This window comes from Ornithinibacillus massiliensis, assembly GCF_018310345.1.
Classification (GTDB): domain Bacteria; phylum Bacillota; class Bacilli; order Bacillales; family Amphibacillaceae; genus Ornithinibacillus; species Ornithinibacillus massiliensis.
Window position 1 is genome coordinate 375634 of record NZ_JAGXBY010000003.1, and the last position, 25222, is coordinate 400855.

Genomic DNA, 25222 nt, shown 5'->3' on the forward strand with positions numbered 1-25222 from the left:
ATGTGGTTTTGGATTATTTTGATTATCGCTCTATTAATTGTACTTGAAGAGGGCTTATATTTTCTGTCTAATCGCCTTGCCTTTACTAAACAACCAAAGGAACAATTAAATGATAACCCAGAAGAGAACGTAACAGCAAGAATCCGCCGACGTTTTAGAAGAAAGCATTAGGTTAATCCTGATGTTTTTTTAGCAAATAGGAAAGCATAAGAAAGGAGTAGTTTATGTTAAACGATTATCAACTATTGCGTATCCCCGGTCCAACCCCAATCCCACCAAGTGTTCAACGAGCTATGACAAAACCGATGATCGGCCATCGGGACCAAGAGACAAAAGATTTACTGAAGCAAATCAAGCCGAAATTAAGGAAGTTATTTGGTACTAAGGAAGACGTAGCTATCGTTGCTGGTTCTGGTACAGCAGGTATGGAAGCTGCTGTCGTTAATACAGTAACTCCTGGTGATGAAGTCCTTGTCCTGGTTACTGGGGCTTTCGGTGATCGATTTGTCAAAATTTGTGAAGCTTATAACCTGCACGTACATAGGTTGGATTACCCTTGGGGAGTGGCGCTTCGCCCAGAAGAGATTCAAGAATATCTATTGCACCACCCGTTTATTAAAGCTGTTTTTGCCACTCACTGTGAAACGTCTACAGGTGTTTTAAATCCTATCCAAGAACTCGCTGCTTCTATAAAGGAAGTCACAGATGCCCTATTCATTGTAGACGGTGTATCCAGTGTTGGCGGAGTAGAAGTTAACATGGACGATTGGCAAATCGATATATGTGTAACAGGCTCACAAAAAGCACTGATGCTACCACCAGGACTCGTATTCATAGCTGCCAGTAAGAATGCTTGGAACACGATCGAACATAATCAACACCCACGCTTTTATCTAGACCTTAGAAAATACCGAGATAACCAGCAATTTGACTCCACACCATTCACACCCGCGATTTCCTTATTATATGGTCTAGAACAATCACTTCAATTACTTGATTCAGAAGGACTTGCTAACGTATGGAAAAGACACCAGCTCATGAAACAGATGACTCGAGCTGCTTTTGAAGCTCACGGAATTCCATTGTTGACTAATGATACAGATGCTTCCCCAACCGTAACAGCAATTCAGCCATTTAACTTTCATCCTGATAACGTAAGACAATTGGTCAAAAAGGAGTTCGGACTTGTGCTAGCAGGCGGACAACAGCAGCTGAAAGGGAAGATTTTTCGCATTGGCCATATGGGCTACTGTACACCAGCAGATATTTTACAGACGATTAGTTGTTTCGAATTAGGCTTGGCTAAGCTTGGTATCCTATACAATGTCGGAATTGGAGTCAATGCTGCTCAACATGCATACCTTAGAGGAGGAAGCCCATGAAGAAATATAATCTATTAATCTCTGATCCTTTAAGTGAAGATGGCATGAGACCACTCCAAGAAGCTTCCCATATCCATATGGTGATGAATCTAAACTGGAATACAGAACAATTGCTAGAAAACATCGGCTCATTTGATGCCCTTATCGTTCGAAGCCAAACCCAAGTAACGAGGGAGTTAATTGAGCGTGCTAGCAATCTAAAAATTATCGGTCGCGCAGGTGTCGGTGTAGATAATATTGCGATTGAAGCTGCCACAGAACAAGGCATTATAGTTGTCAATGCACCAAATGGAAATACGAATTCGGCCGCTGAGCATACGATGGCTATGTTAATGGCACTAGCACGAAAGATCCCCCAAGCCTACCTTGCTTTAAAACAACAAAAGTGGGACCGTAAATCCTATATTGGCGTCGAGCTAAAAGATAAAACACTTGGCATTATTGGACTAGGACGCATTGGAGCAGAAGTTGCTTACCGTGCAAGGGGACAACGAATGAATGTTATCGCATATGACCCTTTTCTAACGAAAGAAAAAGCAGAGAAAATGGGGATTGAGTATGGCAGCCTCGATGATGTCCTACGAATTGCGGATTTCATTACTGTTCATACCCCATTATTAAAAGAGACTAGGCATCTACTAAATAAGGAAGCCTTTCACAAAATGAAACCTGGCGTGCAAATTATTAATTGTGCCCGTGGTGGGATTATTGATGAGGATGCCTTATATGATGCGATAGTTTCCAAAAAAGTAGCAGGTGCTGCCTTAGACGTGCTGGAGGAAGAGCCCTTCTTGAACCATAAATTACTGAAGCTAAATGAGGTTATTGCTACACCACATCTTGGAGCAAGTACAATCGAAGCACAAGAAAATGTTGCCATCGATGTTAGTCAAGATATCTTACGGTTCTTTAATGGCGACCCTGTCAGAAATCCTGTCAACATGCCATCCCTTGACAATGAGCTACTGCAAAAGGTGGAACCATACTTTCCAATCAGTGAAAAGCTTGGGGAATTTCTTATTTATTTGACCGATGAAGTAGTCGAGGAAATAACTATTACCTATACCGGAGACCTTATAAAGAATGACCTCTCCCCACTAAGCAGGAAAGTCGTAAAAGGTATGCTGAAGCGCCATCTTGGAACCCATGTTAATGAAGTTAACGCCCTTTATCTCGCGAAGAAAAGAGGCATTGAAATTCACGAAAGTAAAACCTATACGAAAAAAGGATTTTCCAACTTGATTACGGTAAAGATGAAAACTAAAAACGGAACTCGCAGTGTCGCTGGAACTGTACTTAGTGGATTAGGGCCGCGTATTGTTAAAGTCGATCATTACCATGTCGATGTCACCCCTTTAGGGCATATCATTGTTATCCACCATACTGACCAGCCTGGTGTCATTGGAAAAATGGGTAGCCTATTAGCCAAGCATGAGGTCAATATCGCTACCATGCAGGTGGATCGGTCTAATATAGGTGGCGATGCGATCATGATGCTAACAGTGGATAAACATGTCCATGACCAGGTATTGCAAGAGCTCCTACTGTTTCGGGAGATTCATCAAGTTAGGATAATCGATTTATAGCGATATATAAGCTTGGTTTAGACTAAATGATGTAAAAAGCTAAAATAGTGTATAGATAACTGGGTGAGCCTCCTTTTTCCTCTACAGAGGCTCACCCATGTTTAATTTCTGCTAGATACCGAGCAATTTTTTTAGAGCTGGCAGCATGCTTGCCTCTCATCATACATCAGCACAAGCTTGCCCTTTGGATATGCTGTCCATAAGTGGAATAAGCTCTGTAAGATTCTTAATCTCATAGGTTGGTAGAACATCGGCCTCCTCAAGTCCGTTCCGGTTAATCCATACATTCCTCATCCCTACTCGATTTGCCCCTAGTATATCCGTGTTCAAATTATCCCCAACCATGATGGCATCATCACTTGTTATTCCAATACTATCTAGTACATATTTAAAGATGGACGGATCTGGCTTGCCAATACCGAAGTCTCCTGAGATAAACACACGAGTAAAGTATTTCTCTAATCGTGGTGATAACGCAAGCTTGGTTCGTTGTAGGGAAGGTGCGCCGTTTGTTAGCATGTACAACGCATAGTGATCCTTCAACTCGTCCAAGACCGTATACGTATCCGCATAAACATAGGGTACATTCTTCCGGTGCTCTGGGAAGGCCTTTGCTAATTCCTGTGCTAAATCAGCATCCTTTATTCCAAGACCCTCTAAAGCCTCTTTCCACACTCGTAACTGGTATTCGGGTGCAATATTACGTAAAACTCGAAACCCTTCACCGGGATCATCAAATGTTCCCCAGAGCCCCTCAAACGGATTAATTCCTATTTTTTTCGCGAAGGCATATGTCTCATATGCCATGTAACGCTCACGTGCAATGTCACGTACTTTCTCTTCCAATGCTTTCGGATCGATGTCGTATTTCTTAGCAGCTTGTTCACATGTTGCGCGCATTGCTTCCTGAATACTTCTTTTGTCATCTAATAACGTATCATCCAAATCGAAAATAATCGCTTTTACCACTGGCACACCTACTCCTTTTCTTTTAAGTTTAACACAATGGGAATAAAGAGAGTTTATGGGATCTGTTACCTTTTTTCCTCATCCTTTGTTAATAAGGGCATTGAGGCGTGGCGTCGGTTACCTTCTTACGCTGTTTCTCTCAATTAAGGGAACTGATTCGCCTTCTCTGTTACCTTTTTAACTGTTTCTTCCACATTTAGGTCACTGAGGGGCTCCTTCTGTTACCTTTTTGGCTGCTTCTTCCGCATTTAGGGAACTGAGAGGCGCTCTCTGTTACCTTTTTAACTGTTTCTTCCACATTTAGGTCACTGAGGGGCTCCTTCTGTTACCTTTTTGGCTGCTTCTTCCGCATTTAGGGAACTGAGAGGCGCTCTCTGTTACCTTTTTGGCTGCTTCTTCCGCATTTAGGGCACTGAGAGGCGCTCTCTGTTACCTTTTTGGCTGCTTCTTCCGCATTTAGGGCACTGAGAGGCGCTCTCTGTTACCTTTTTGGCTGCTTCTTCCGCATTTAGGGAACTGATTCAAGTTCCTCTGTTACCTTTTCCCCTCATTCTTTGGGTATTGAGGCGTGGCATCACCTTCTTCCGCAACTTTCCTCTTTAGAAAATTGGCCCGTCTTTAAACGAATATGAGTTTTTCATATACTAGCGTGTACTGCTACACCTACTAAAAAACGCCAAGACAGGCTTTCTTGTCTTGACGTTATCTATTAATGATAAATCTCGTAATTTTGCCCGGTTTGTGCGCCTTCTACACTTTTCCGGTAAAAAGTTGCAACTTTACTAGCTGGTACTGGTGTAAAGCCTACAAAGTATTTCTCTAGTCTCGAAAATGATTCTTCTACAATGGTCGGACTGACACTGTTGATGCGAATTCCTCTTGGCATTTCAATCGCTGCTGCTTTTACGAAGGCTTTTACTCCGCCATTAGCCATGGCAGCGGATGCTCCCATGCGAATCGGGTCATCCATCATCACACCTGTTGTTAATGTGAAGCTTCCACCATCATTTACGTAATCTAAACCTAGTAGAACTAAATTAATTTGCCCTTTTAATTTACTTTCTATCCCGCGTTCATTCTGCTCAGGAGTTAGCTCCGATACAGAAGCGAAATTGGCGCCTCCAGCGGCATTCACGACTGCATCGACTTTTCCGATTTTTTCATACATAGCTTTAATACTGTCTGGCGATGTATTATCCACTGATACATCTAACCCATTTCGTCCAGCACGAATTAGATCATGATGCTCTAACGCCTTACAAATCTCACTCCCAATTGTTCCACTGGCACCAACTACTATAATCCTCATCGGCATATCTCCTTTTTGGACTTTAAAATCTCCATACTTATTACTATGATGGACAGTTTGTAAACTATTCCACTACATTTTCAACTATGGAAAATCTAGCACGCTCACAGTCTATTTCTGCCATTGCACCATATGGTAAAATAAACCTTGGTTCTGTGTGACCGAAGCTAAGATTATATAGCACAGGTAAATCCTCACGATTATATTCCTTCAAGACCGTCTGGATTACTTCCTGATATTCCTTATAGAATTTTTCATCCTTGGGTTTCGCTATGATCATACCATTTATACTCGCTAAAATTCCTTGCGCTCCATAATTTCGAAGCCAGTAACGTAACAGGTTCGGATGGGGTTTTTCTTCTGAGGTTTCTAAGAATAGAATACTATTGTCAAAATTATCTAAGCCTGGCCAAATGCTCGTACCTTTCGCAAATTCCAATACTTCTACACATCCACCTATTAAGCGGCCTTGAACGACCCCTTCTCCTTGTATAACCTCATAGCCGGAATTCGGATGCATCTTCCGTTTCCTCTCCTTATTCCCTTCCTCCCAAGCAACAAACTCACTCGTCCATTCCGGTGGAGGTAAAATCTCACCAATAGGCGCACTAGAAAATAATGTACGTTGCACCATCTCTATCGTATAAGGATGCATTTCTACATTTTCTGCAAAATCTGTTAAAATAGCTGGTCCGTAGAATGAGGAAATTCCCGCTTTATAACAGAATAAATGAGTAACCGTTGAATCAGAAAATCCCATGAAAATCTTCGGGTTCTGGTTGATTAGCTCAAAATCAATATAAGGTAATAACCGAATACTATCATCTCCACCAATATTCGAAATAATTCCTTTAATCTCTTTATCCTGAAATGCAGTCATCAAATCTTCTGCCCGTGCTTCTGGGTTCTCATAAATATATTGACTTCCCTTTAAACTATTTGGCATCGGTACCACCTCAAGACCAAATATCTCCTCTAATCTTTTCGCACCTTGCTCGTACCGCCAGGCTATATCTTGGTCCCCGGCTCCACCCCAGGATAAGCTCACAGTTGCAATTTTATCCCCTTTATGTAGCTTTTTAGGTTTTATGACCATACTTCCACCTCCCTCCCCTCTACTATTCGCCGTGAAGTAGCCATATTCCTTTCTAAACAAACAAAAACCTCAGAGGATTGAATTCCCCTGGGGTAGACTTATTCACCTGCTTTAGCTCTTCCTGGGTGATGATACTTGATAAAGAAAGTTAGAACTAATCCTACTGCCGCTATAATTCCAGCTACAGAAAACGCCACATTAACCCCGTGAATCACGCCATTTATCCCCTCTTCTGGGATGGCGCTACTTGTCATAATCGTAACAAGTAATGCGGTACCAATAGCACCTGCCATTTGACGAAGTGTATTATTCATTGCGGTACCATGTGGTAGCATTTCACTAGTAAGCTGGTTTAATCCTGCTGTCGTAACTGGCATCATCACCATCGCTATACCAAGCATACGGATCGCTTGAACGGATGCGATATACGTGAAAGTTGTTTCTGAATTTAATACGGCTAGCATAAATGTGGTCACCGTAATGAACAAGAGACCGATTAAGGATAACCACTTTGCACCAAAACGGTCAAACAACCGTCCTGTAACAGGGTTCATCACCCCCATAATGAGGGCACCTGGTAAAATAGCCAACCCAGATTGCATTGGGGAGAATCCTAACATATCCTGCATTAATAATGGTAGAATAACGGCTCCACCGATCATGGCTAGAAATACGGTCATCCCAAGCACGGTTGTTAGTGTAAAGATTTTTTCTTTAAAAATCCGAAATTCTAAAATTGGCGTGTCTAGCTTAAGCTGTCGTAAAATAAACCAAGTCAGTATAGCCGCGCCAAGAACTATCGATAACAATACTTCAGCACTATGCCAACCACTCGAACCGGCAGTACTAAATCCGTATAATAAACCACCAAACCCTAAAGTTGATAATACGATTGATAATATGTCGACCTTAGGAAATGTTTGCTTCGTCACATTCACTAGTACAAAATACGCTAACACAATATCGATAATCACAATAGGAAGTACAACATAAAATAAACTTCGCCAAGGGTAATGCTCTATTAAATATCCAGACAAGGTTGGTCCAATTGCTGGAGCAAAGGAAATGATTAACCCGAACAGCCCCATTGCTGAACCTCTTTTTTCAATAGGAAAAATGAGAAACATGATGGTTTGCATGAGTGGCATCATAATACCTGCCCCTGCTGCTTGAAGCACCCTTCCGACCAGTAATGTGAGGAACTCTGGAGCAATCGTACAAATTAACGTACCTAAAGCAAATGAACCCATTGCTAAAAGAAATAAGGTTCTCGTTGAAAACCGAGCAATTAAAAACGCCGTAATGGGAATCATAATTCCATTCACCAATAAAAAAATGGATTGTAACCACTGAACAGTATTATCATCAATATTTAAATCCTCTTTGATGACAGGCAACGCTGTAACTAACAGGGTCTGATTCAAAATAGCAACAAATGCCCCTGTTAATAAAACAATTAGTAGTGGACCCTTTCGTATATTCTCTACCGAATCCACTTCATGGTGATGATGAACCATTTGGCAGCCTTCTTTCTCACTAATCTCTTATTATTGATACCACAAGAACGGATTTTTATGTCCACTTCTCTTGTTAGATTTATTTCCATATCCTTCTACATGTTAGTAGCCATCATTATAACAAATAATACTTCTGGTTACGAATTAATTTTATTCAGAGATGATTCCAATTATAATAAAAGAAAAAACGAGGGGACTTTATTTTACGATGTGTCTAATCCTTTTCCAATTACATGAACACCCAACCTATAAGCTAGTTCTAGCAGCAAACCGGGATGAGTCCTATGAGCGTCCTACGCTACCCGCACATTATTGGGAAGACCAGCCAAATGTTTTAGCCGGTAGAGATTTAGTACAGATGGGAACATGGCTCGGCATTTCTCGGAATGGTCGAATTGCAGCCCTTACTAATTATCGCGACCCAGCGCATATGAATCCGGGAAAAACATCCCGAGGACATATCGTATCCAATTATTTAACAGGCGATGAATCCTCCCATGACTATGTCAACAAACTACGTCATAAAAAGGATGATTTTGTTGGCTTTAATGTGCTTGTCGGAGATGGGGATCATCTAGCATATTATAACAATATTGAAGATCAAATCACGTCACTTTCACCTGGTGTACATGGTTTAAGCAATCATTTTCTCAATACGCCTTGGCCGAAAGTAGAAAATGGTAAGAAGCGATTACATCATTATCTGAAACAAACTGAAGTCGTGCAGACGAATGACTTATTTCAGATTCTTGCTAATGCCGAAGAAGCAGAGGAATCTATGCTTCCTAATACTGGTATTGGGCTGGAATTAGAGAAGAAGCTTTCACCTATGTTTATTAACATTCCAGGATACGGTACGCGTTGTTCGACTGTACTTACAATTGATTACGATAATCGGGTTTCCTTTTCAGAAAGAACATTTCAAGCAGGAGAATTTATAGATGAGGTTCATGTTCAATTTCAAATAAATAGCTAGAGAATTTCATTTTCTCGTTACATCACGCTCATTTCCGGAATAAGATGCATTAAAGGCTTTAAAACGGGTAGGTATAGCCAATGAATGACAACACTCAGGAATTATTTGGTTCGTGGATACAGGCGATTGGAACATTAATTGATGCAAGTAGTAGTACTCCCTACTATGAATTAAATGAAAGGTCCCAATCCGATTTAATTATCATTGGAAATGTCATGCAAGCAACCGGAAATGGCTTGATTGTTGATACTGGGGAAGCCTTTAGTATAGAACAGATTGGCGGGGCTATTGAATCCCTGGGAAACATAACAGTTGTTGCCGCGATTTTATTCGAATTAGATGATAAGGCAGAGATAGAATTAACGATTAAGGGGCATTTACTTCAAGCTTTAGGAAGCCTTTTACCACCTTTTTATCTGACAGGGGATGACAAGGCATTCGATAAGGATGAAATGCTTCTAAATTTGGGTTCTATTCTCCAAGCAATCGGTAGCATCATGCAAGCCTGGGCCGGATTTCAAGCCCTTCATGCTAAAGATGGTGAAAAGATTGATTCACTTGGCGGTTGGATACAAGCTAGTGGAGCAGTTCTTCAGGCTTTAGTCGTTAGTAAAAATCAATTTGAATTTGATAGAGAGGGAAAGTAATTAAAAAGCCCAGGACTTCACCCCGAGCTTTTACTATTCCTACTGCACTCCCATAATATCCCATGCCGTTATAATACCAATTAACGCCTCACTTCTCTCCCCATTCTCTGTAATGAGCAGGGCATCCACTCGATTTCCTTCTTCCATATTATCCTTAAATAACTCAATGGCTTCATATATAGTAGCATGCTTTGCAATAAACTCATGATTATTATCCTTCTGATAAGGCATAATTTGTTCGATTGCCACTTCTGTAATCGGTGTCTCGTTATTCTCCGCTAACCATTTCGTTATACCATTTTCTGTAACTAGGCCTATAAAATTTATCCCATCGTAGATTGGAAATTTCGAATACCCCTTCTCCTTAACTGCCTGTAATAAGCTGGATAAGGAATCTTCTTTATCAAACGTATGTACCTCTTTTTTAAACTGAGGAATGACAAGCTTTGGCTTCGTAATCTCTCCTTCTATCTTCTCAATCTGTTCCACTATGGAATCATGTGGCTCTGCTATCACTTGGACCGTGTCCACTCGATTATGAACAATCGCATTTCTTAGCTCCGCAAACTCTAATAAATCATCTTTATATCGCCTGATGACAGCATTATACTTTGTCAATATTCGGACAGCCTTGGAAAATCCAATCCCTTTATGACTATCTAGCTCACTATCTAATGCCTTATCTATTCTATTAAATGAGGTAATAAATCGATCTGAGTTTCTTGGCATAATACAATCTCCTTTATAGCAAAGAAAATAAGCAATGCAGTTTAGGATATTTTCGTTCCATTTGCGACGGTTTCATCAGGAGCAAGTAGAATAACATCATCCTCCGTAGGGACGCCACCAAGCACTAATACTTCTGATTTAAATCCCGCAATCCTTCTCGGGGGAAAATTAACTACCGCAACAACCTGACGCCCGACAAGCTTTTCAGGACTGTAGCGCTTTGTAATTTGTGCGGAGGATTGTTTAATTCCCAATTCACCGAAATCAATTTCAAGCTTAATCGCTGGTTTCCTTGCTTCTGGGAAGTCCTCTGCCTTTAAAATAGTTCCTACTCGTAAATCAAGCTTCATAAAATCTTCTATTGTAGCCATATCCAAACCCCCATAAAATAATAATCCCCCATGTCATTACACGTGTACATGGAGGCTTTTCTCTGGTTGCAGTATCATCTATTATGACTATTTTACAAGAGCTTATACTTTTGTTAAAGTAATTTATACTAATTAAGGGAATCCTAAGCATGTATTCTTTATTTTACTTTAAAAATATTATATCCTAGTAGTTGTGTAGGTTTAATTTCAAGGGGGATTTATCATGACATTAAATAAAGCATTAACCCTAGCAGGTTCTGATACAAGTGGTGGAGCAGGAATTCAAGCAGATCTTAAAACATTCCAAGAACATGGTGTGTATGGAATGAATGCTTTAACATCGATCGTAACGATGGAACCAAATGGATGGAATCATAATGTAACCACAATTGATGTAGATGTGGTGGAAAAACAATTAGAAACCGTACTATCAGTCGGAATCGATGCCATGAAGTCGGGTATGCTCGGTACGGTTGATATTATAGAGCTTGGTGCGAAGAAAATTACTGAGCACCAAATTGATAAATATGTACTTGACCCAGTTATGGTATGTAAAGGTGAAGATGAGCTTCTTCTTCCGGAAAATACCGATGCAATGCGTGAAGTATTACTTCCAGTATCTTTAGTGACAACACCTAACCTATTTGAAGCTTGGCAGTTAGCACAAACTTCTGGTCCGATTAAAACAATCGATGATATGAAGGAAGCTGCGACTAAGATTTATGAGCTTGGTGCGAAGAATGTTGTCATTAAAGGTGGACGTGCAATTCAACACGAAAATGCAGTGGATCTATTCTTTGACGGAAAAGATTTCACACTACTTGAAAGTGAAAAAATTGATACGACGTATAACCATGGTGCGGGTTGTACATTTGCAGCTGCGATTACAGCTAATTTAGCAAATGGTCAATCGGTAAAAGATGCGGTTACAAATGCGAAGAAATTTGTTTCTGCTGCAATTAAACATGGCTGGAGACTAAATGAGTATGTTGGCCCTGTAATGCATGGTGCGTATCATAAGTTTGAGGCGAATAATTAATAAGCCACATTCTATTTGGCTAAAACGAAAGAGATTGGGACAATATCGCTTATCCCAATCTCTTATTCTTTTACTTCACTAATCCCTCTATAATTACCAGCGCTTCTAAGCTTCTTTCTCCATCATGACTGGTACTGGTTTCTTTGATGGTAGCATGTTAAAAAGAATGTTTAATACGATTGCGGTAATACTTCCTGCTACAATCCCATTACTAGTAATAATTTGGATACTTTCTGGTAATTTTGCAAATAATTCTGGTACTACCGTAACACCAAGCCCCATTCCTATGGAACAAGCCACGATCATAGAATTACCAGTTGATTTCGAGATTTCTTTACTTATCATTTTAATTCCTTGAGAAATAACCATTCCAAACATCGCAATACTTGCCCCACCTAATACAGCATTTGGAATAATAGTAGCCAATGCTGCAATCTTCGGTACTAGTCCTAAAGCAATCAAAATAACGCCAGCTACAACAATAACTTTTCTTGTTTTAACCCCAGTAATTTGCACAAGCCCTACGTTTTGTGAAAATGTCGTATACTGTAGCGCATTAAATAAACCACCGAGGAAAATAGCTAATCCTTCCGCACGATACCCTTTAGATAGATCTTTTTCTGTAATTTTTTTCTCTGTAATATCACTTAATGCAAAATAGACTCCTGTAGATTCCACTAGCGAAACTAACGCCACTAATGTAAGGGTTAGAATTGGTGCCCATTCGAATGATGGTGTACCGAAATAGAATAGCTCTGGTAAATGATAAAAGGACGCTTCTTTCACCACTGTAAAATCTACTTTCCCCAACATAGCTGCGATTATCGTTCCACCGACTAAGCCGATTAAAATAGAAATAGAGCGCAGATAGCCTTTTGTAAAACGATACATGAGGATAATAAAAACTAATGTTCCAAATCCTAATGAAATGTTAAGCATTGAGCCAAAATCTCCTGCATCCTGCCCACCACCAAGGTTGTTTATCGCAACTGGAATTAAAGTGACCCCAATAATCGTTACAACGGTTCCTGTTACAATTGGTGGGAATAAACGGACAAGCTTCCCAAAAATTCCACTAACTAATACAACAATCAAACCTGAGGCGATAATAGCACCATACATCGCATTAATCCCATACTGACTCCCAATCGCAATCATTGGTCCCACTGCAGTAAACGTACACCCCAGTACAACCGGTAAGCCAATCCCGAAGAACCGGTTAGAGACGACCTGAAATAAGGTTGCTACCCCGCACATTAAAATATCAATCGCAACTAAATAGGTTAGCTGCTCTGGTGTTAGACCAAGTGATGAACCGACAATAAGTGGAACTAAAATTGCCCCCGCATACATTGCTAATACATGTTGAATACCTAGTGTTGCTGTCTTCATCCACTATTCCTCCCGAAAGCTAATTTGCTTATTTGCTAATGAATCAATGATAGCTAACGATTCAACACGAATACCCTGTTCTCTTAGCATATCACCACCAGGCTGAAACCCTTTTTCAATCACACTACCAACCCCTGCTAGTGTACTTCCTGCTTGCTTTACAATGTCCACTAACCCTAGCGCTGCTTGTCCATTCGCAAGAAAGTCATCCAATACCAATACCACATCCTCATCGAGTAAATAATCCTTGGAAACTGAAATTTCATTCGTTTCCCCTTTGGTGAAAGAATGTACTTTGGCGATTAGTAAATTATCTACTAATGTTAATGACTTTCGCTTTCGTGCAAACACAACAGGAACATGTAACTGAAGGCCTGCCATTACAGCAGGTGCAATCCCTGATGACTCAATGGTTAGGATTTTCGTAATCCCTTCTCGTTGAAATCGCTCCGCAAATTCTTTACCAATTTGCTCCATTAAGACAGGGTCAATTTGATGATTTAAGAACGCATCTACTTTTAATACCTCATCGGACAATGCCTCCCCTTTTTCTATAATGGCTTGTTTCAGTAGATTCATAGACTTCTTTCCTTTCTGTTTAAAGCTAATGAAAAGTATTTTCCTATCAAAAAAGCTCGAAAACATTACTATGAAAAAAGTAATGTTTTCGAGCTAAAAGCTTGTCGAAAAATAGAATAAATATCCACTCATGTCCTGAGTGCATATCATTCGGCTACTTTTCATAGTCAGCTCATTTACGGTAAGCTGGTAGAAACTTGCGAGCCATATCCCCGCGATTATATGAAAATAATATGAAATTGTTTATTAGTATACGAACAATTTTCGACAAAATCAATAGTAAATTTAAAATAAAAAGATTCAGATTTTAACAAATGACTTCACTAATAATGCTTACATGGCTAGCAAAGCCTATACTATCACACTTTTTCTTTATTCATCATTAACTATTGATAAGAAAAGGGGAGATCGTAATATGGCTAGTGTTGACGTGATCATCTCAGGAATCATCGCATTTGCATCAACCAACTTAGATGATATGATCGTCTTGATGTCTTTGTATTCCATGAGAAATAGTAGCTTTAAAACACATCATATCGTTATCGGACAATATTTAGGGATTGGTCTGTTAACATGCTTTAGTATCATCGTTGCTTTTGGTCTCTTACTGTTTCCCGAACACTGGATTGGTCTATTAGGACTTATTCCCATATTCATCGGAGTTCATATGTTCTTGAATAACTTTCGAAATGCTAAATCAAGCCTAGTTGAAGGAGAAAAACCAGTATTAAAGCTTCACCCAAGGAACTCTTTTTTAAATAATACGTTTCTAGTAGCGAGCATTACCATTGCAAATGGTGGGGACAATATTGGTATATATATCCCTTTCTTTGCGCTGTATTCTCTATCCCAAATACTCGTCATTGTCGTTATCTTCAGTATCCTTATTGCGGTTTGGTGTTATATTGGCTTCAGATTAGCAACACTACCTATAATTAAAAAAGCCGTTGAAAAATACGGTGGCATCGTTATCCCCTTTGTGTTTATCGGGATTGGAATTCATGTGATTATCTCGAGCGGGACTTGGGAACACTTTCTTAACAGATAGGAAAATATAAAATCTTTCCACCGGCATAAGAAAAAACTACCACATTCGCTAACACTCTAGTGAATGTGGTAGTTTATTTAAACATCCGTCTATCATCCATACCTTTTCCACACTTTTCGATAATCTACCCGACCATGATGATCCAACTCCAAATGGACATATTCACTATTCTTTGGCTGGTAGATCGTGTGCGAGCGATGTGTTAGAAAAAAGAGAATGTGGGCTTCTTTTAAATATTCTTCAAGCTCAACATATACTTCCCAGCGAGAGAGATCATCAGGAAGCATCCTAATCCTCTCAATATACGAATGTACGATTCTCTTTGTTTCCTCATCCAAAGAAGGGAAAACCGCTAATTCATTCGATTGCATCAAAATGATTAAGGATAGCAATTTATCTTCAGATAGCGCAATGCCACCTACCACAACATCATATTTCATTAAAACATCCGGTTTGCATAGGTCTGTCACATTCAGAATATCAATGGTTGAAGCAATCCCTACACGTTTCAATTGTTCCTGAAAAATCAGTGCTTCCCTTTCATGATTTACCCCATCCCGGATTTCTTGGGCTGCAATGGTAAGGGTCATTTCCCCGTTAAAATTAGTGGAGCAAGGTAGGCTTTCATCCTCGTCTTTTGCCATGCTCCGATAAGATAGAAAGCTATGTGCTACCATTTCATTCCCGAGACAAAACTCAGTTGGATTGATTAACTGACAAATCTGTTTTCTAACATGAATATCCTTCATCAATGCACGGTTACAGTTTAACGTAATAAAATCTGCTCCTTCTTCCAATTCAGTGTGTCCCTGCCATGATTCATCCGGTGCTCGTAAAAGAAGTGGATGAGGTGCTTTAGGTTGGAAATCATTTGTTTTAATCATTTCAATTCGATCAAGCCAAGGTCGTTCACGGTAATAGTCTGGAAATATATCGAGGCGTACCAAATTCTCGTCGTGAACGGTCAATCGGTATGGACCAGAGCCTATTGGGTTCGTACGAAAATGGGATTCATCATCTAAAATCAATTCCATTGGAACTATCGATAGCTTCATCCCCGATAAATAACGAGGGAATAAATAGTCTACTTGATCTAAATGGAAAATAACGACATACGGATTAGGTGTATGAATCTCCTTGATTAACCTCATAATGACATGTTTCTGAGGCAATCTTCCAATCGTATCCATTACATCTTTGCTAGTCAGCTCCCGACCATGGTGAAAACGGACACCTTTATTTAGATAAAATGTCCACCTTTTCCCATCATCTGACTCCCAATTCCTTGCAATTCTTGGTAATAATGTTTCTGATTGTGCATCATATTCTACCAATCTCTCAAATATTTGTTGGACCATATGGCTATCATGCCTGGAAAAAATTTTCAATGGATCTAATGATAGATTTGTTTCGTAAAAAGGATAGCGTAATACATCTAGTTCTTCTTTTTCCTCTGTTTTCTTGATGATTCCTAAACCCGCTTCAAACCATTGACTAAATAAATCTTGATATGTATGTAATGACCTCGCAAGTTCAAAGGCTGCACGATACTTTCCATCACCAGCGAGCTTTTTAGCCTCCTGAAATAATAACTGCTCTTCGGACAGGAGAATGGTGAGCTGAGGCTTCTTACCTCTCCCCTTATGGACATCCCACTTGATATCTCCTTGCTCCTGAAGTGACTTCATAACCGTTTTTGTATGTCTTTCGCTACAATTTAACAAGTTGCTTAGATCCGCTATTGTCGTTTCCACTGGTGTAGCTGGGCTAAAATAGTTCATTAACACTTTTAAATGGTCCCGATATTTCATCCGTACCTCCTAGAAATCCTTTACTTTTCTACAACTATAGCATTCTAACCGAAAAAGGTGAACTATCATTATTCTTTTTCTCACTTTTTATTCACCTTTTAAGAAGTTACGATTGTTTTTATGAAAGGGGTATGTAAATGGAAGCACAAGCAATAAAACAACCAAAAGAACAAGCATCACTTTGGCGTAATAGAAATTTCTTACTGATCTGGGGGGGCAATGCGATTTCTCACTTCGGTTCACAAATGTATTCGGTAGCCATTCCACTATTAATCTATCAGCTTACACAATCTGCACTAGCTATGAGTACAATGCGAGCAATCGAGTTCTTTCCTAATATTATTATCGGCATGATCGCTGGGGTGTTAGTGGACCGATTTAATCGAAAAAGAATGCTTCAGTGGACAAGTCTCATTCAAGTTATTGCAATGGCCTTTATTGTTATCTTACTTTTTACAAACACGATTATGGTATGGCATTTATATGTATTTGGTTTTGTCCTTTCGTGTGCTGGGTATACATTTGGGAATGCGAATCATTCCACGATCCCGCAAATCGTCTCTAGGGAGCAGCTAACTTCTGCGAATGCAAAGCTCACGTTTGTTAGTACCTTAATAAGTATTATTGGTCCAGGTATCGCAGGAGCATTACTCGTTTTATTTTCCTTTACTTCCACATTAGCCATCTATACTTGCTGTTTATTGATTCTTTTTGCTTGCATGTGCTTCATGCAGATACCGATTAACCCGCAAAAAACGGAACAAAGTAAAAGCTTTGGGAAGGAGATGAAGGAAGGCATTGATGAGTTGATACGGAATAAAATATTGTTAACACCGACGATTACCGTTTTGTTTATCAATTTTGCCTCAAGCCTTGTAATTGGGGTGCTAGTCTTTTATGTAACCGATCAGTTAGGTGCAACTGAAGATCAGATCGGACTTATGTTCTCTATTTCTGCCATCGGTGGGTTACTTGGTGCATCCGTTGTTAGCTGGGTTCGAAAAAAATGGGGACGGGGTAATATTTACACGTTTTGTTTAGTATTTGATATTGTCAGCATGTTCAGCTTAATTATAGCACCCTCCTGGTGGACCATCGGTATTGCGTTAGGTATACGTACGTTTTCCACAACGATTTCTAATATTGTATACTTTACGATACGCCAGGAATTCACTCCGAATCATTTATTAGGTCGAGTTGCTGGAACATCGTCCATGCTAATGAAGCTAACCTTACCGCTCGGTTTAACGATTTCTGGTTTGTGGGCAGAATGGCTACCGATACCGATTTTATTTGCTATTTCTGGAACAATTATCTTGACTCTATTTGTTCGATTGTATTTTCATCCATTTCGAAAGTTGGTATAGGGTCAAGTTTGGAGTCATAACAATCTAGCAATAAAACATCCAAGCGTAACATAGACCTTCCCTCTTGAACCGAAGAAGTTTGCAAGTAAACTTCTTCAGTTCAACCACTTATCTACCAAAGGAAAGGAACATAACTTCAGCGATACACGCACTAAGTTTTTCAAAGGTGACTACTTTCCCAACGTGGTCTACTGAATCTTTCTACTTTATTACCGAATGATTCAGGAAGCCCCTATCTCTTGTAGCTTCTCATTAATTTGTTTCAAATGATGGACATCATGCTTTAAAAATATCTTGGTAAAACTTTCTGTAGTAAATTGTCTTTTTCCTTTTCCAATCGTAAATTTCACTTCTTCTCCAATGTCTAACATGCTTTTGGTGAGTTGTTTGCGAGTGGCAACGAAGAGGTCGATGATGGATTCTACTGATTGGCCTGTTAAATAGGAAATGGCTTCTTCATTATGTGTATCATGGTCTGGAAACTCCCGTAGCTTTGCAGCTTGAGCCATGTGTGGGACCATTTCTTCTAGATTAAACTTATCCCAATAATATAAATGCCCGATAATTTCCCTTATTGACCATTTGCCCTCACTAATTGGATTGGTTAAGAAAGAATCCTTCTGATCTTTTAAAGCTAGTACCTCCGTTATCGTTTCTTCAAATTGCTGAAATGTTTTCTTCATCCTCTTCTCCCCCTTTTAAATGTATTAACTAGTATGCTACTGGATAAGCCGCTACCTCACAAGTAAGAGCAAATTCTTCCTTGTCTCTAACAATCTTTAACTGCACAGTTTGGTTGATCGCTTTATTGTTTACGAGTCTTTCAAAAGATTCATAGCCTAGAACCGGTTCCCCATCCAATTCGTTTACAATATCCCCTGCTAACAAACCCGCTTTGGCTGCATTAGAATCCTCTATTACGCTAACAATCTTAGTCCCCCCACCTACCATAGATGTATGCGTAACACCAATCCATGTTTGCCAAAAGTGTTGCCGATTATCCTGACCTGATTCATAGACCGCTTTCAAATTTGCTAAAAATTGCCCTGTTCCAAATAACATATTTTCTTTCGATGCTACGTCCATCTCGTTAATAAATGGTGCTCGGTATTCGATACTCACTTTAATCCCGTTTTCTACTTTTTCTAGCTCCGTAATTGTAGCAAAATTTCCGTCAAAGCTTTGTAATACAAAACGATTCATTGCCTCGATTTCCGTATACATTCCTTCTGAGGTTGCTCCCCATCCATGATTCATATATCCCTTCCCACCGACACGGAAGTCCATATTCGCTTCTTTCGTATACCAGCGGTTAAGATGTTCCGGCTTCGTCAAAGCATCCCAAACCTTTTCTAGCGGAGCATCTACTATTATTTCTCTTTTTACAGAATCTCGTACTTTAGTCATCCTTCATTTCTCCCTTTTCTACATATTTTTTCAAGCTAGCAAGCTGATCATCTAGTAGATCTCCGATGTAATGAAGCATTTCACGAAATGCCTGTTGTAACATGTCACGGTTTAACGTATACAGTCGGTATTTCCCTTGTACTGTTACGGTAATGATTTCTTCCTCCAACAGGATTGTTAAATGCTTCTTAATAGCTGGCTGAGAGATATCAAATGCCTCGACTATCTCCTTTTGTGTCAGGCTCTTATCTTTCAGTAGCTTCATTATCTCCCGTCTCGTTGAATCACTTAAAGCTCGATAAACATCTGGCATCGTATCCCTCACCTCCAACATATAACCTAATAGTTATATGTAGTGTATCAGAAAAGAATTGAAAGCGTCAACCACATTGATAAATAATATAGAGAAACGATGGATTCAATATATGACAGAATAGCGCCCTAAAGATTGGAGGATATTATAAAATGAAACTTGCTCCATAAGCCAAGTTTCCTTTCTTTAGTGATATAACCAATGTTTAGGTATCTGTAGTGTAGCTGGTAGTTTCGTTCTTGTATCACCTTTAGCAGAATTAATCTGTGCTTGGGTGAGAAAAATACTCCCCACTAAATTAGCACCACTTAAATCTGCATCCCGTAAGTCTGCACCAATAAAGTCAACCGCTCGTAAATCTGCTCCTCGAAGATCTGCTGCAATCAGCACTTCGCCTCGTAGACTTACTCCCCTCCAATCAACCCCCTTTAATTTAGCACCAATTAGGCTACTTCCTCTTTTTTTAATAGGTTGCCTGTTCGATTGGAATGGGTCTCGTACTAAATCACTTACTTGTATTAGTAATTCATTTACTATTGCTCGATGCAGTGGCACATCAAGCTCTAATAGTTTCGTAGGGCTAAGATAGGTTAACTCCATCGTTTTGTCAAATGCCTGCTGTAATGCTTGATTGAGGTGTTGGGCTGCATCTCTTTGACGTGCTTCCTGTATGTAATAGAGCATCTCATGGAGTTGCTGCATGATCGGAAGAACCACAAACATTTGCTCAGCAATCTCTCGATTATGCTTCCAGTCCTCCCCCTTATAGGTAATCTGAGAAACCTTCTGACCTGCGCCGAAGCATTCGTACACCGTACAACCTCGAAAGCCTTTATTTCGAAGGCTTGCATGAATACGACAACGAAAATCATTCTGTAAGTGTCGACAAGGCGATCCTCCATCTTTATCAAACGGAAAATCCGCTGATTTTGCATAAGGTAACGCTACACAGCATAAACCGAAACAATTCGCGCAATCGGCACGTAAATGATGGTGTATCGCATCACTTGGATTTCTTTGTTCATACATGTGATCCATATTATATTTCTCCTCTACGGTAGCGATAGTAGTTACAACAAGCAAACTTTTCGAATCAATAAAAGCAGCTAATAATAGTCGAATCACATTGTTACTTAAAAAATTCCATATGTGGCTTAGATTCCTTGTAATAAGCAATCCTATCCGATAGTGTACCCGTATGAAACTCAAATTTATGGCCGTCAGGATCGGTAAAATAAATCGACTTCTTATCATGAATATCTCGTTTTCTTCCTGGCAATATCGTTACATGTAGATCTGAAAGCTTTTTATAATAGGTCTCAAAGTCCTTTTCATCAATGGAAAAGGCAATATGGGTATAGGACTGATAAATCTCGTTACGGGGTATATCCTTTTCTTCGTTTAATGCTAGCCATAAACCATTTAGGTCAAAATAAGCCGTAGTTCTGCCTTTAACGAGCAGCTTGGCACCAAAAACTTGTTCATAAAATGTAATCGACCGATCTAAATCAGAAACAGAAAATAACACATGATTGATTCCAGCCAGTTTCATCTTATGTCTCCTTTATCATCACAATGAATTTCATCTCATCACGATGGAACGCTCTATCTTTTACAAAACCAAATTTCTCATAAAGTCGTATCGCCCGCTTATTAAAATCTGCCACGGTAAGTCGCAAGCATGGGGAAGTCATAGAAATGTCTTCCAAAATATAAGCGAAAAACGGTGTCCCGAATCCCTTTCCCGTTAATTCTGGATGCATTCCTAACCCTATATCCTCACATTCACGTTCATACGCACCTACCTCATTCCCGGCAGATACTTGTGCATCTTTTCCCATACAATAAAAGCCCACCACCCTATCCTTAGATAGGATCGCTTTATAGGAGCTACTAGTTAATTCGATGATCGCATCACCTGAAAGCACATTATTATAAAAATCATACGGCTTCTCATATTTCCATTCCAAAATCTTAATTGCATAATGATCTGTCATTTTACTTGTCGTCAGCTCCACGTTGTCCCCTCACTTCTATAAGGTTAGCACCATATATTCTTCATCCAGATAAACATTTTTTACTTTTAATGCTTTCTCTTCTATTCCAAATGTTTCAAACCCTAAGCGTTTATAAAGTGCCTTTGCCTCATGGTTAACTGATACCACCGCAATGTTTATCCTTGTTATTCCCTCAATTTGCTTGGCTTGATTAATCGCCGCTTCCAGCAGTGCTTTTCCAACTCCCTTTCCTCGGTGGGAAGGGGTCACATATACCGCAAAAATATTTGCTTTATGCTTCAATTTGAGCTTGGTTTCTGGAACTAGTGACACTACTCCGACTAATTTCCCTTCATCAAATGCACCAAAATTATAGTGTTTCTGCTGAAATCTTTCCTCATAATGCTGAATTGGTCTGTCCTTCTCTTCCTCGAAACTTGCTGAAAAAGCTTCTGGATTTTCTTGCAATGCCTCTAGGCGCAATTCGGCATATAACTTAGCATCAGCAGGCTCTAGTAATCGAATCATGACGAACAACCCTCCAAATAATGTTCCTACTCTATAATTCTAGTTTTATATCAAAAATCCTTTAATAGATATTAATTAGTATTGGAAATATAAAGACGCCACTGTAGATATATTCTTCAGGGTTTGCAGGGGCGCTTCAGTATTTGAAAGGTATCTTTCAGGATTTAAGAGCTTGCTTCAGGATTTCCCTACGGCACTTCAGGATTTTAAGCAAGACGTTCTTAGTAGCTTAACCTAAGCTACTCAAATGCTCATGCACTAGCTTCCAGTTCCCATTGGAATCTTTGATAAATACATTTGTAGCTCGCCCACTACCTTGTACAAACTTCCCATTTGCATATCCCTCATATTGATATGTATAAATGCAAGTTGCTGTGTTTTCCTCAGCTACAATCCATTCTATGTCTGTCGCACGGTACACTTCATCTTTAATCGTCTCCCACGCATGTTCAAAATATGCTTGAATCTCTGCATTGGACCGACATGTTTTATCAGAAAACCAATATACTGCGTCATCTGCTAACAGTATGCTTACTTGATGAAAATCGTGTGTATTGGTTGCAGCAATATATGCTTCTAATGCTTGCTCATATCCCATTCTCTTTATACCTCCACCTTCTCCATATCATGTAAATAGCGATGCACTAGTTGCACGATTCGGTTAATTTCATGTTTTCGCTCTGTTTTTATAAATGTTTGCTTTAAGGATAACAGAACACTTTCAATTAAAAATTCCCTTGGGCTATTTGAGGTTATCTCTTCCTTGAGAAACGTTAAATAGGCTAGGGTTTCTCCATTTACGTTAACGATAAGTTGATCGATATCATGTAGTAGGATGTCAAGTCTATCATGCGGAGGAATGTCATCTGGTTCTACTGAGAGCCAATTGTAATCAAAGAATGTCTCTCCTGATTCGACTTGTTCTAGAATAACAGGCTTCAAGCGTTTTATAATAAACCGGATAACCCTTTCCGCCTCCAGTTCTTTGTTCGCTCCCATGTTCCACACATAAAGAAAATGATGGATCATCCCTGATAGCATGACAGACTGATCTAAAGCATAATCCGGAATGCCCGGGGTATACACTTCACGAAGGCGCGTGGCCAACCACTGCAATTCTGAACGAAATTGCTGGTTCAAGTATTTCCTAATCTCTAGATTATCTCCCTCCATCACACTATCGATTAAAGCATGTATATGATACTTTCTTGTCATATGGATTCGAACAGCAACCTGTTTGATGAACACCTCTTCATCCTGTTTGTCTTTTCCTATGGCAAGTTCAATACGCTTTTGATTCCCTTCCGTCTCTATTAATTCGATAATTGCTAATAAGCAATCCTTTTTAGAGGCAAAATAATTGTAGAAGGTTCCTTTGGAGATTTCAGCTTCATCAATGATGTCCTGTATGCTAGTTGCCTGATACCCCTTTTCGATAAATAGTCGATGCGCGGTGTCTAATACCTTCTTCTTTCGTTTCGTTATATTCAATTTAATCACCTAATTAAAACGTTAGTATAGTTTCATTTAACTATAAGATTATCTTTTTTTCAATAAACGGCAAAAGTGGAAATCTTTTCTTTACACTCCATTTACTAACAGGATAAAAAACTTAAGTATTTTTATTCTGCATAGAAAGTAGGTAAAGTTCATGACAAATTCGATTAACCAGGAGCAGAAAGCGCCTTATGGAATTATTGCCATTCTATTTCTTGGTGCCTTTGTAGCAATATTAAATGAAACCTTTTTAAATGTAGCATTACCATCTATCATGGATGAATTTAGCGTAAGCCCTGCTACAGTACAGTGGTTAGCCACTGGTTATATGTTAATTAATGGCATTCTAATTCCTGCCAGTGCATTTTTCATCCAGCGGTTTACGAATAGACATATATTCCTTGTGGCAATGGGACTCTTTACATTAGGTACCCTACTCGCAGGCCTGTCACCATCATTCGGAATTCTATTAGCTGCTAGAATGATTCAAGCATCGGGTTCTGCCATCATGATGCCGCTTTTAATGAATGTCATGTTAGTCGCATTTCCAATTGAAAAGCGTGGACAAGTAATGGGTTTCTTTGGCCTGGTCATGATTGTAGCACCAGCAATAGGCCCAACCTTATCTGGATATATTGTAGAACACTTTAGCTGGAGAATGTTATTCCACATTGTATTACCGTTCTCCATCATTTCGCTATTATATGCGCTATTCCGTCTGAAGAATTTCACACCACAGCATAAAATTAAACTAGATGTCCTTTCGCTTCTACTTTCTAGTATAGGATTTGGTGGGCTATTATATGGATTTAGCTCAGCCGGTGATATAGGATGGGGAAATCCATGGGTATACAGCACTATCACTGCCGGTAGTATCTCCCTTGTGTTACTAGTTCTACGTCAGTTCAGACTTGATGAGCCTTTACTCGAGTTCCGTATCTTTAAGTACCCTATGTTTGCATTATCTAACGCTATTTCGGTAACGGTGTCCCTTGCACTATTCTCCGGCATGATACTGATTCCACTGTATATTCAAACCGTCCGTGATTTTTCACCTACCGAGGCTGGATTACTTATGCTCCCTGGAGCCTTAGTAATGGGAATCATGTCACCTATATCAGGAAGAATTTTTGATAAACATGGTGCGAAAGTAATGTCGATTATTGGGTTAAGCTTATTATTAATTACGACATTTGTATTTAGTAACTTATCGCTGACCACATCGTACTTTTTTGTTTTAATCATCTTCTGTATTCGGGCATTTGCCATGTCATTAGTTAATATGCCAGTCATTACAAACGGGTTAAACCAATTACCGGCCAAGGACTATCCACATGGTACGGCGTTAAATAACACATTATCCCAAGTAGCAGGCGCAATTGGATCGGCACTGTTAGTTACTGTCATGAATAACCGAAGTGAGGCAAGGCTAGCAGAACTCACCCAAGACCCAATGGAGGTAGTGGATCCAGAATCAACCATCGACCCTGCCGCACAAATAGCCAATCATGCCATGTTAAATGGCATTAATTTCTCATTCTTTATATCTGCACTAATTGTAGTCGTTGCACTAGTATTAGCCTTCTTTATTAAACGAGTACCAATAACAAATCCGGACCCAATAGAAGAATAAAGCGACCCCTCACTTGCATATGCAAGGAG

Annotated in this window: 27 protein-coding genes and 1 riboswitch; of the genes, 9 read left to right on the forward strand and 18 right to left on the reverse strand. The window is 39.5% G+C overall.

The window, feature by feature from the left end; genetic code table 11:
* Genes KGF86_RS10495 through serA form a run of 3 tightly spaced genes read left to right on the forward strand, consistent with a single transcriptional unit; the run spans position 1 to position 2968 of the window.
* Complete coding sequence (locus KGF86_RS10495) at positions 1-171, forward strand: hypothetical protein (RefSeq protein ID WP_211741800.1); 171 nt, start codon at positions 1-3, stop codon at positions 169-171.
* A 53-nt stretch (positions 172-224) separates the two neighbouring features.
* The gene (locus KGF86_RS10500; protein ID WP_211741801.1) at positions 225-1382 is read left to right on the forward strand and encodes a pyridoxal-phosphate-dependent aminotransferase family protein; all 1158 of its coding nucleotides are present in this window, start codon (positions 225-227) and stop codon (positions 1380-1382) included.
* Positions 1379-2968: a phosphoglycerate dehydrogenase gene (serA, locus tag KGF86_RS10505; protein WP_211741802.1), complete on the forward strand. Its 1590-nt coding sequence runs from the start codon at positions 1379-1381 to the stop codon at positions 2966-2968. The genes KGF86_RS10500 and serA overlap by 4 nt, the downstream gene beginning before the upstream one ends.
* Before the next feature lie 159 nt (positions 2969-3127).
* Here the strand turns inward: serA and KGF86_RS10510 are convergent, their stop codons facing one another.
* From KGF86_RS10510 to KGF86_RS10525, 4 genes are all read right to left on the reverse strand, one after another.
* Complete coding sequence (locus KGF86_RS10510) at positions 3128-3937, reverse strand: HAD family hydrolase (RefSeq protein WP_211741803.1); 810 nt, start codon at positions 3935-3937, stop codon at positions 3128-3130.
* A gap of 709 nt (positions 3938-4646) precedes the next feature.
* Positions 4647-5246: a short chain dehydrogenase gene (locus KGF86_RS10515; protein ID WP_211741804.1), complete on the reverse strand. Its 600-nt coding sequence runs from the start codon at positions 5244-5246 to the stop codon at positions 4647-4649.
* Positions 5247-5310: 64 nt separating this feature from the next.
* Positions 5311-6342, reverse strand: coding sequence for a S66 family peptidase (locus KGF86_RS10520; protein ID WP_211741805.1), 1032 nt, complete (start codon positions 6340-6342; stop codon positions 5311-5313).
* 98 nt (positions 6343-6440) lie between these two features.
* Entirely contained in the window at positions 6441-7859 is a 1419-nt protein-coding gene (locus tag KGF86_RS10525) for a DHA2 family efflux MFS transporter permease subunit (protein WP_211741806.1), read from the reverse strand.
* 208 nt (positions 7860-8067) lie between these two features.
* On the opposite strand from KGF86_RS10525, the gene KGF86_RS10530 reads away from it, so the two are divergent.
* Together KGF86_RS10530 and KGF86_RS10535 are read left to right on the forward strand one after the other, a co-directional pair.
* Positions 8068-8835: an NRDE family protein gene (locus tag KGF86_RS10530; protein WP_211741807.1), complete on the forward strand. Its 768-nt coding sequence runs from the start codon at positions 8068-8070 to the stop codon at positions 8833-8835.
* Positions 8836-8915: 80 nt separating this feature from the next.
* Positions 8916-9482, forward strand: coding sequence for a DUF6944 family repetitive protein (locus KGF86_RS10535; RefSeq protein ID WP_211741808.1), 567 nt, complete (start codon positions 8916-8918; stop codon positions 9480-9482).
* A 39-nt stretch (positions 9483-9521) separates the two neighbouring features.
* On the opposite strand, the gene KGF86_RS10540 is transcribed toward KGF86_RS10535, so the two are convergent.
* Both KGF86_RS10540 and csaA read right to left on the reverse strand, forming a co-directional pair.
* Positions 9522-10211: a CBS domain-containing protein gene (locus tag KGF86_RS10540; protein ID WP_211741809.1), complete on the reverse strand. Its 690-nt coding sequence runs from the start codon at positions 10209-10211 to the stop codon at positions 9522-9524.
* Positions 10212-10252: 41 nt separating this feature from the next.
* Complete coding sequence (gene csaA / locus KGF86_RS10545) at positions 10253-10582, reverse strand: chaperone CsaA (protein ID WP_211741810.1); 330 nt, start codon at positions 10580-10582, stop codon at positions 10253-10255.
* Positions 10583-10805: 223 nt separating this feature from the next.
* Between csaA and pdxK the strand changes: the two genes are divergently transcribed.
* Positions 10806-11621, forward strand: coding sequence for a pyridoxine/pyridoxal/pyridoxamine kinase (gene pdxK, locus KGF86_RS10550; RefSeq protein ID WP_211741811.1), 816 nt, complete (start codon positions 10806-10808; stop codon positions 11619-11621).
* Positions 11622-11726: 105 nt separating this feature from the next.
* On the opposite strand, the gene KGF86_RS10555 is transcribed toward pdxK, so the two are convergent.
* Both KGF86_RS10555 and KGF86_RS10560 read right to left on the reverse strand, forming a co-directional pair.
* Complete coding sequence (locus KGF86_RS10555) at positions 11727-13013, reverse strand: nucleobase:cation symporter-2 family protein (protein WP_211741812.1); 1287 nt, start codon at positions 13011-13013, stop codon at positions 11727-11729.
* A 3-nt stretch (positions 13014-13016) separates the two neighbouring features.
* Positions 13017-13592, reverse strand: coding sequence for a xanthine phosphoribosyltransferase (locus KGF86_RS10560; RefSeq protein WP_211741813.1), 576 nt, complete (start codon positions 13590-13592; stop codon positions 13017-13019).
* Positions 13593-13736: 144 nt separating this feature from the next.
* Positions 13737-13838: riboswitch (purine riboswitch) on the reverse strand.
* A 169-nt stretch (positions 13839-14007) separates the two neighbouring features.
* Between KGF86_RS10560 and KGF86_RS10565 the strand changes: the two genes are divergently transcribed.
* On the forward strand, positions 14008-14640 hold the full coding sequence (locus tag KGF86_RS10565; protein WP_186869215.1) for a cadmium resistance transporter: 633 nt from the start codon (positions 14008-14010) through the stop codon (positions 14638-14640).
* 92 nt (positions 14641-14732) lie between these two features.
* Here KGF86_RS10565 and KGF86_RS10570 read toward each other — a convergent pair whose 3' ends face one another.
* The gene (locus KGF86_RS10570; protein WP_211741814.1) at positions 14733-16451 is read right to left on the reverse strand and encodes an ABC transporter substrate-binding protein; all 1719 of its coding nucleotides are present in this window, start codon (positions 16449-16451) and stop codon (positions 14733-14735) included.
* A 137-nt stretch (positions 16452-16588) separates the two neighbouring features.
* Here KGF86_RS10570 and KGF86_RS10575 point away from each other — a divergent pair, with 137 nt between their 5' ends.
* Positions 16589-17818, forward strand: coding sequence for an MFS transporter (locus KGF86_RS10575; protein ID WP_186869213.1), 1230 nt, complete (start codon positions 16589-16591; stop codon positions 17816-17818).
* A 221-nt stretch (positions 17819-18039) separates the two neighbouring features.
* On the opposite strand, the gene KGF86_RS10580 is transcribed toward KGF86_RS10575, so the two are convergent.
* The 9 genes from KGF86_RS10580 to KGF86_RS10620 form a co-directional block, all read right to left on the reverse strand.
* Entirely contained in the window at positions 18040-18501 is a 462-nt protein-coding gene (locus tag KGF86_RS10580; RefSeq protein ID WP_186869212.1) for a DinB family protein, read from the reverse strand.
* A gap of 28 nt (positions 18502-18529) precedes the next feature.
* The gene (locus KGF86_RS10585; protein ID WP_211741815.1) at positions 18530-19225 is read right to left on the reverse strand and encodes an SRPBCC domain-containing protein; all 696 of its coding nucleotides are present in this window, start codon (positions 19223-19225) and stop codon (positions 18530-18532) included.
* Positions 19218-19538 carry a metalloregulator ArsR/SmtB family transcription factor gene (locus KGF86_RS10590; RefSeq protein WP_246521463.1) on the reverse strand — a complete coding sequence of 107 codons (321 nt, stop codon included), beginning with the start codon at positions 19536-19538 and terminating at the stop codon, positions 19218-19220. Before KGF86_RS10590 ends, KGF86_RS10585 begins: the two co-directional genes overlap by 8 nt.
* Before the next feature lie 186 nt (positions 19539-19724).
* Positions 19725-20567 carry a pentapeptide repeat-containing protein gene (locus KGF86_RS10595; protein ID WP_211742025.1) on the reverse strand — a complete coding sequence of 281 codons (843 nt, stop codon included), beginning with the start codon at positions 20565-20567 and terminating at the stop codon, positions 19725-19727.
* Between the two features lie 100 nt (positions 20568-20667).
* The gene (gene fosB / locus KGF86_RS10600) at positions 20668-21090 is read right to left on the reverse strand and encodes a metallothiol transferase FosB (protein WP_186869209.1); all 423 of its coding nucleotides are present in this window, start codon (positions 21088-21090) and stop codon (positions 20668-20670) included.
* A gap of 1 nt (position 21091) precedes the next feature.
* On the reverse strand, positions 21092-21556 hold the full coding sequence (locus KGF86_RS10605; protein ID WP_343221447.1) for a GNAT family N-acetyltransferase: 465 nt from the start codon (positions 21554-21556) through the stop codon (positions 21092-21094).
* A 15-nt stretch (positions 21557-21571) separates the two neighbouring features.
* On the reverse strand, positions 21572-22063 hold the full coding sequence (locus KGF86_RS10610) for a GNAT family N-acetyltransferase (RefSeq protein WP_186869207.1): 492 nt from the start codon (positions 22061-22063) through the stop codon (positions 21572-21574).
* A 229-nt stretch (positions 22064-22292) separates the two neighbouring features.
* Complete coding sequence (locus tag KGF86_RS10615; RefSeq protein WP_186869206.1) at positions 22293-22661, reverse strand: YybH family protein; 369 nt, start codon at positions 22659-22661, stop codon at positions 22293-22295.
* Positions 22662-22666: 5 nt separating this feature from the next.
* On the reverse strand, positions 22667-23554 hold the full coding sequence (locus tag KGF86_RS10620) for a TetR/AcrR family transcriptional regulator (RefSeq protein WP_186869205.1): 888 nt from the start codon (positions 23552-23554) through the stop codon (positions 22667-22669).
* A gap of 160 nt (positions 23555-23714) precedes the next feature.
* Between KGF86_RS10620 and KGF86_RS10625 the strand changes: the two genes are divergently transcribed.
* A complete protein-coding gene (locus KGF86_RS10625; protein WP_186869204.1) occupies positions 23715-25193 on the forward strand; it encodes a DHA2 family efflux MFS transporter permease subunit in 1479 nt (492 codons plus the stop codon).
* The last annotated feature ends 29 nt before the right edge of the window (positions 25194-25222 follow it).

Bases quoted from the DNA above. Each gene is read 5' to 3' on its own strand.
- KGF86_RS10495 (WP_211741800.1), top strand. From the start codon at position 1: ATGTGGTTTTGGATTATTTTGATTATCGCTCTATTAATTGTACTTGAA.
- KGF86_RS10500 (WP_211741801.1), top strand. From the start codon at position 225: ATGTTAAACGATTATCAACTATTGCGTATCCCCGGTCCAACCCCAATC.
- serA (WP_211741802.1), top strand. From the start codon at position 1,379: ATGAAGAAATATAATCTATTAATCTCTGATCCTTTAAGTGAAGATGGC.
- KGF86_RS10515 (WP_211741804.1), bottom strand. From the start codon at position 5,246: ATGAGGATTATAGTAGTTGGTGCCAGTGGAACAATTGGGAGTGAGATT.
- KGF86_RS10520 (WP_211741805.1), bottom strand. From the start codon at position 6,342: ATGGTCATAAAACCTAAAAAGCTACATAAAGGGGATAAAATTGCAACT.
- KGF86_RS10525 (WP_211741806.1), bottom strand. From the start codon at position 7,859: ATGGTTCATCATCACCATGAAGTGGATTCGGTAGAGAATATACGAAAG.
- KGF86_RS10530 (WP_211741807.1), top strand. From the start codon at position 8,068: ATGTGTCTAATCCTTTTCCAATTACATGAACACCCAACCTATAAGCTA.
- KGF86_RS10535 (WP_211741808.1), top strand. From the start codon at position 8,916: ATGAATGACAACACTCAGGAATTATTTGGTTCGTGGATACAGGCGATT.
- KGF86_RS10540 (WP_211741809.1), bottom strand. From the start codon at position 10,211: ATGCCAAGAAACTCAGATCGATTTATTACCTCATTTAATAGAATAGAT.
- csaA (WP_211741810.1), bottom strand. From the start codon at position 10,582: ATGGCTACAATAGAAGATTTTATGAAGCTTGATTTACGAGTAGGAACT.
- pdxK (WP_211741811.1), top strand. From the start codon at position 10,806: ATGACATTAAATAAAGCATTAACCCTAGCAGGTTCTGATACAAGTGGT.
- KGF86_RS10555 (WP_211741812.1), bottom strand. From the start codon at position 13,013: ATGAAGACAGCAACACTAGGTATTCAACATGTATTAGCAATGTATGCG.
- KGF86_RS10560 (WP_211741813.1), bottom strand. From the start codon at position 13,592: ATGAATCTACTGAAACAAGCCATTATAGAAAAAGGGGAGGCATTGTCC.
- KGF86_RS10565 (WP_186869215.1), top strand. From the start codon at position 14,008: ATGGCTAGTGTTGACGTGATCATCTCAGGAATCATCGCATTTGCATCA.
- KGF86_RS10570 (WP_211741814.1), bottom strand. From the start codon at position 16,451: ATGAAATATCGGGACCATTTAAAAGTGTTAATGAACTATTTTAGCCCA.
- KGF86_RS10575 (WP_186869213.1), top strand. From the start codon at position 16,589: ATGGAAGCACAAGCAATAAAACAACCAAAAGAACAAGCATCACTTTGG.
- KGF86_RS10580 (WP_186869212.1), bottom strand. From the start codon at position 18,501: ATGAAGAAAACATTTCAGCAATTTGAAGAAACGATAACGGAGGTACTA.
- KGF86_RS10585 (WP_211741815.1), bottom strand. From the start codon at position 19,225: ATGACTAAAGTACGAGATTCTGTAAAAAGAGAAATAATAGTAGATGCT.
- KGF86_RS10590 (WP_246521463.1), bottom strand. From the start codon at position 19,538: ATGCCAGATGTTTATCGAGCTTTAAGTGATTCAACGAGACGGGAGATA.
- KGF86_RS10595 (WP_211742025.1), bottom strand. From the start codon at position 20,567: ATGTATGAACAAAGAAATCCAAGTGATGCGATACACCATCATTTACGT.
- fosB (WP_186869209.1), bottom strand. From the start codon at position 21,090: ATGAAACTGGCTGGAATCAATCATGTGTTATTTTCTGTTTCTGATTTA.
- KGF86_RS10610 (WP_186869207.1), bottom strand. From the start codon at position 22,063: ATGATTCGATTACTAGAGCCTGCTGATGCTAAGTTATATGCCGAATTG.
- KGF86_RS10615 (WP_186869206.1), bottom strand. From the start codon at position 22,661: ATGGGATATGAGCAAGCATTAGAAGCATATATTGCTGCAACCAATACA.
- KGF86_RS10625 (WP_186869204.1), top strand. From the start codon at position 23,715: ATGACAAATTCGATTAACCAGGAGCAGAAAGCGCCTTATGGAATTATT.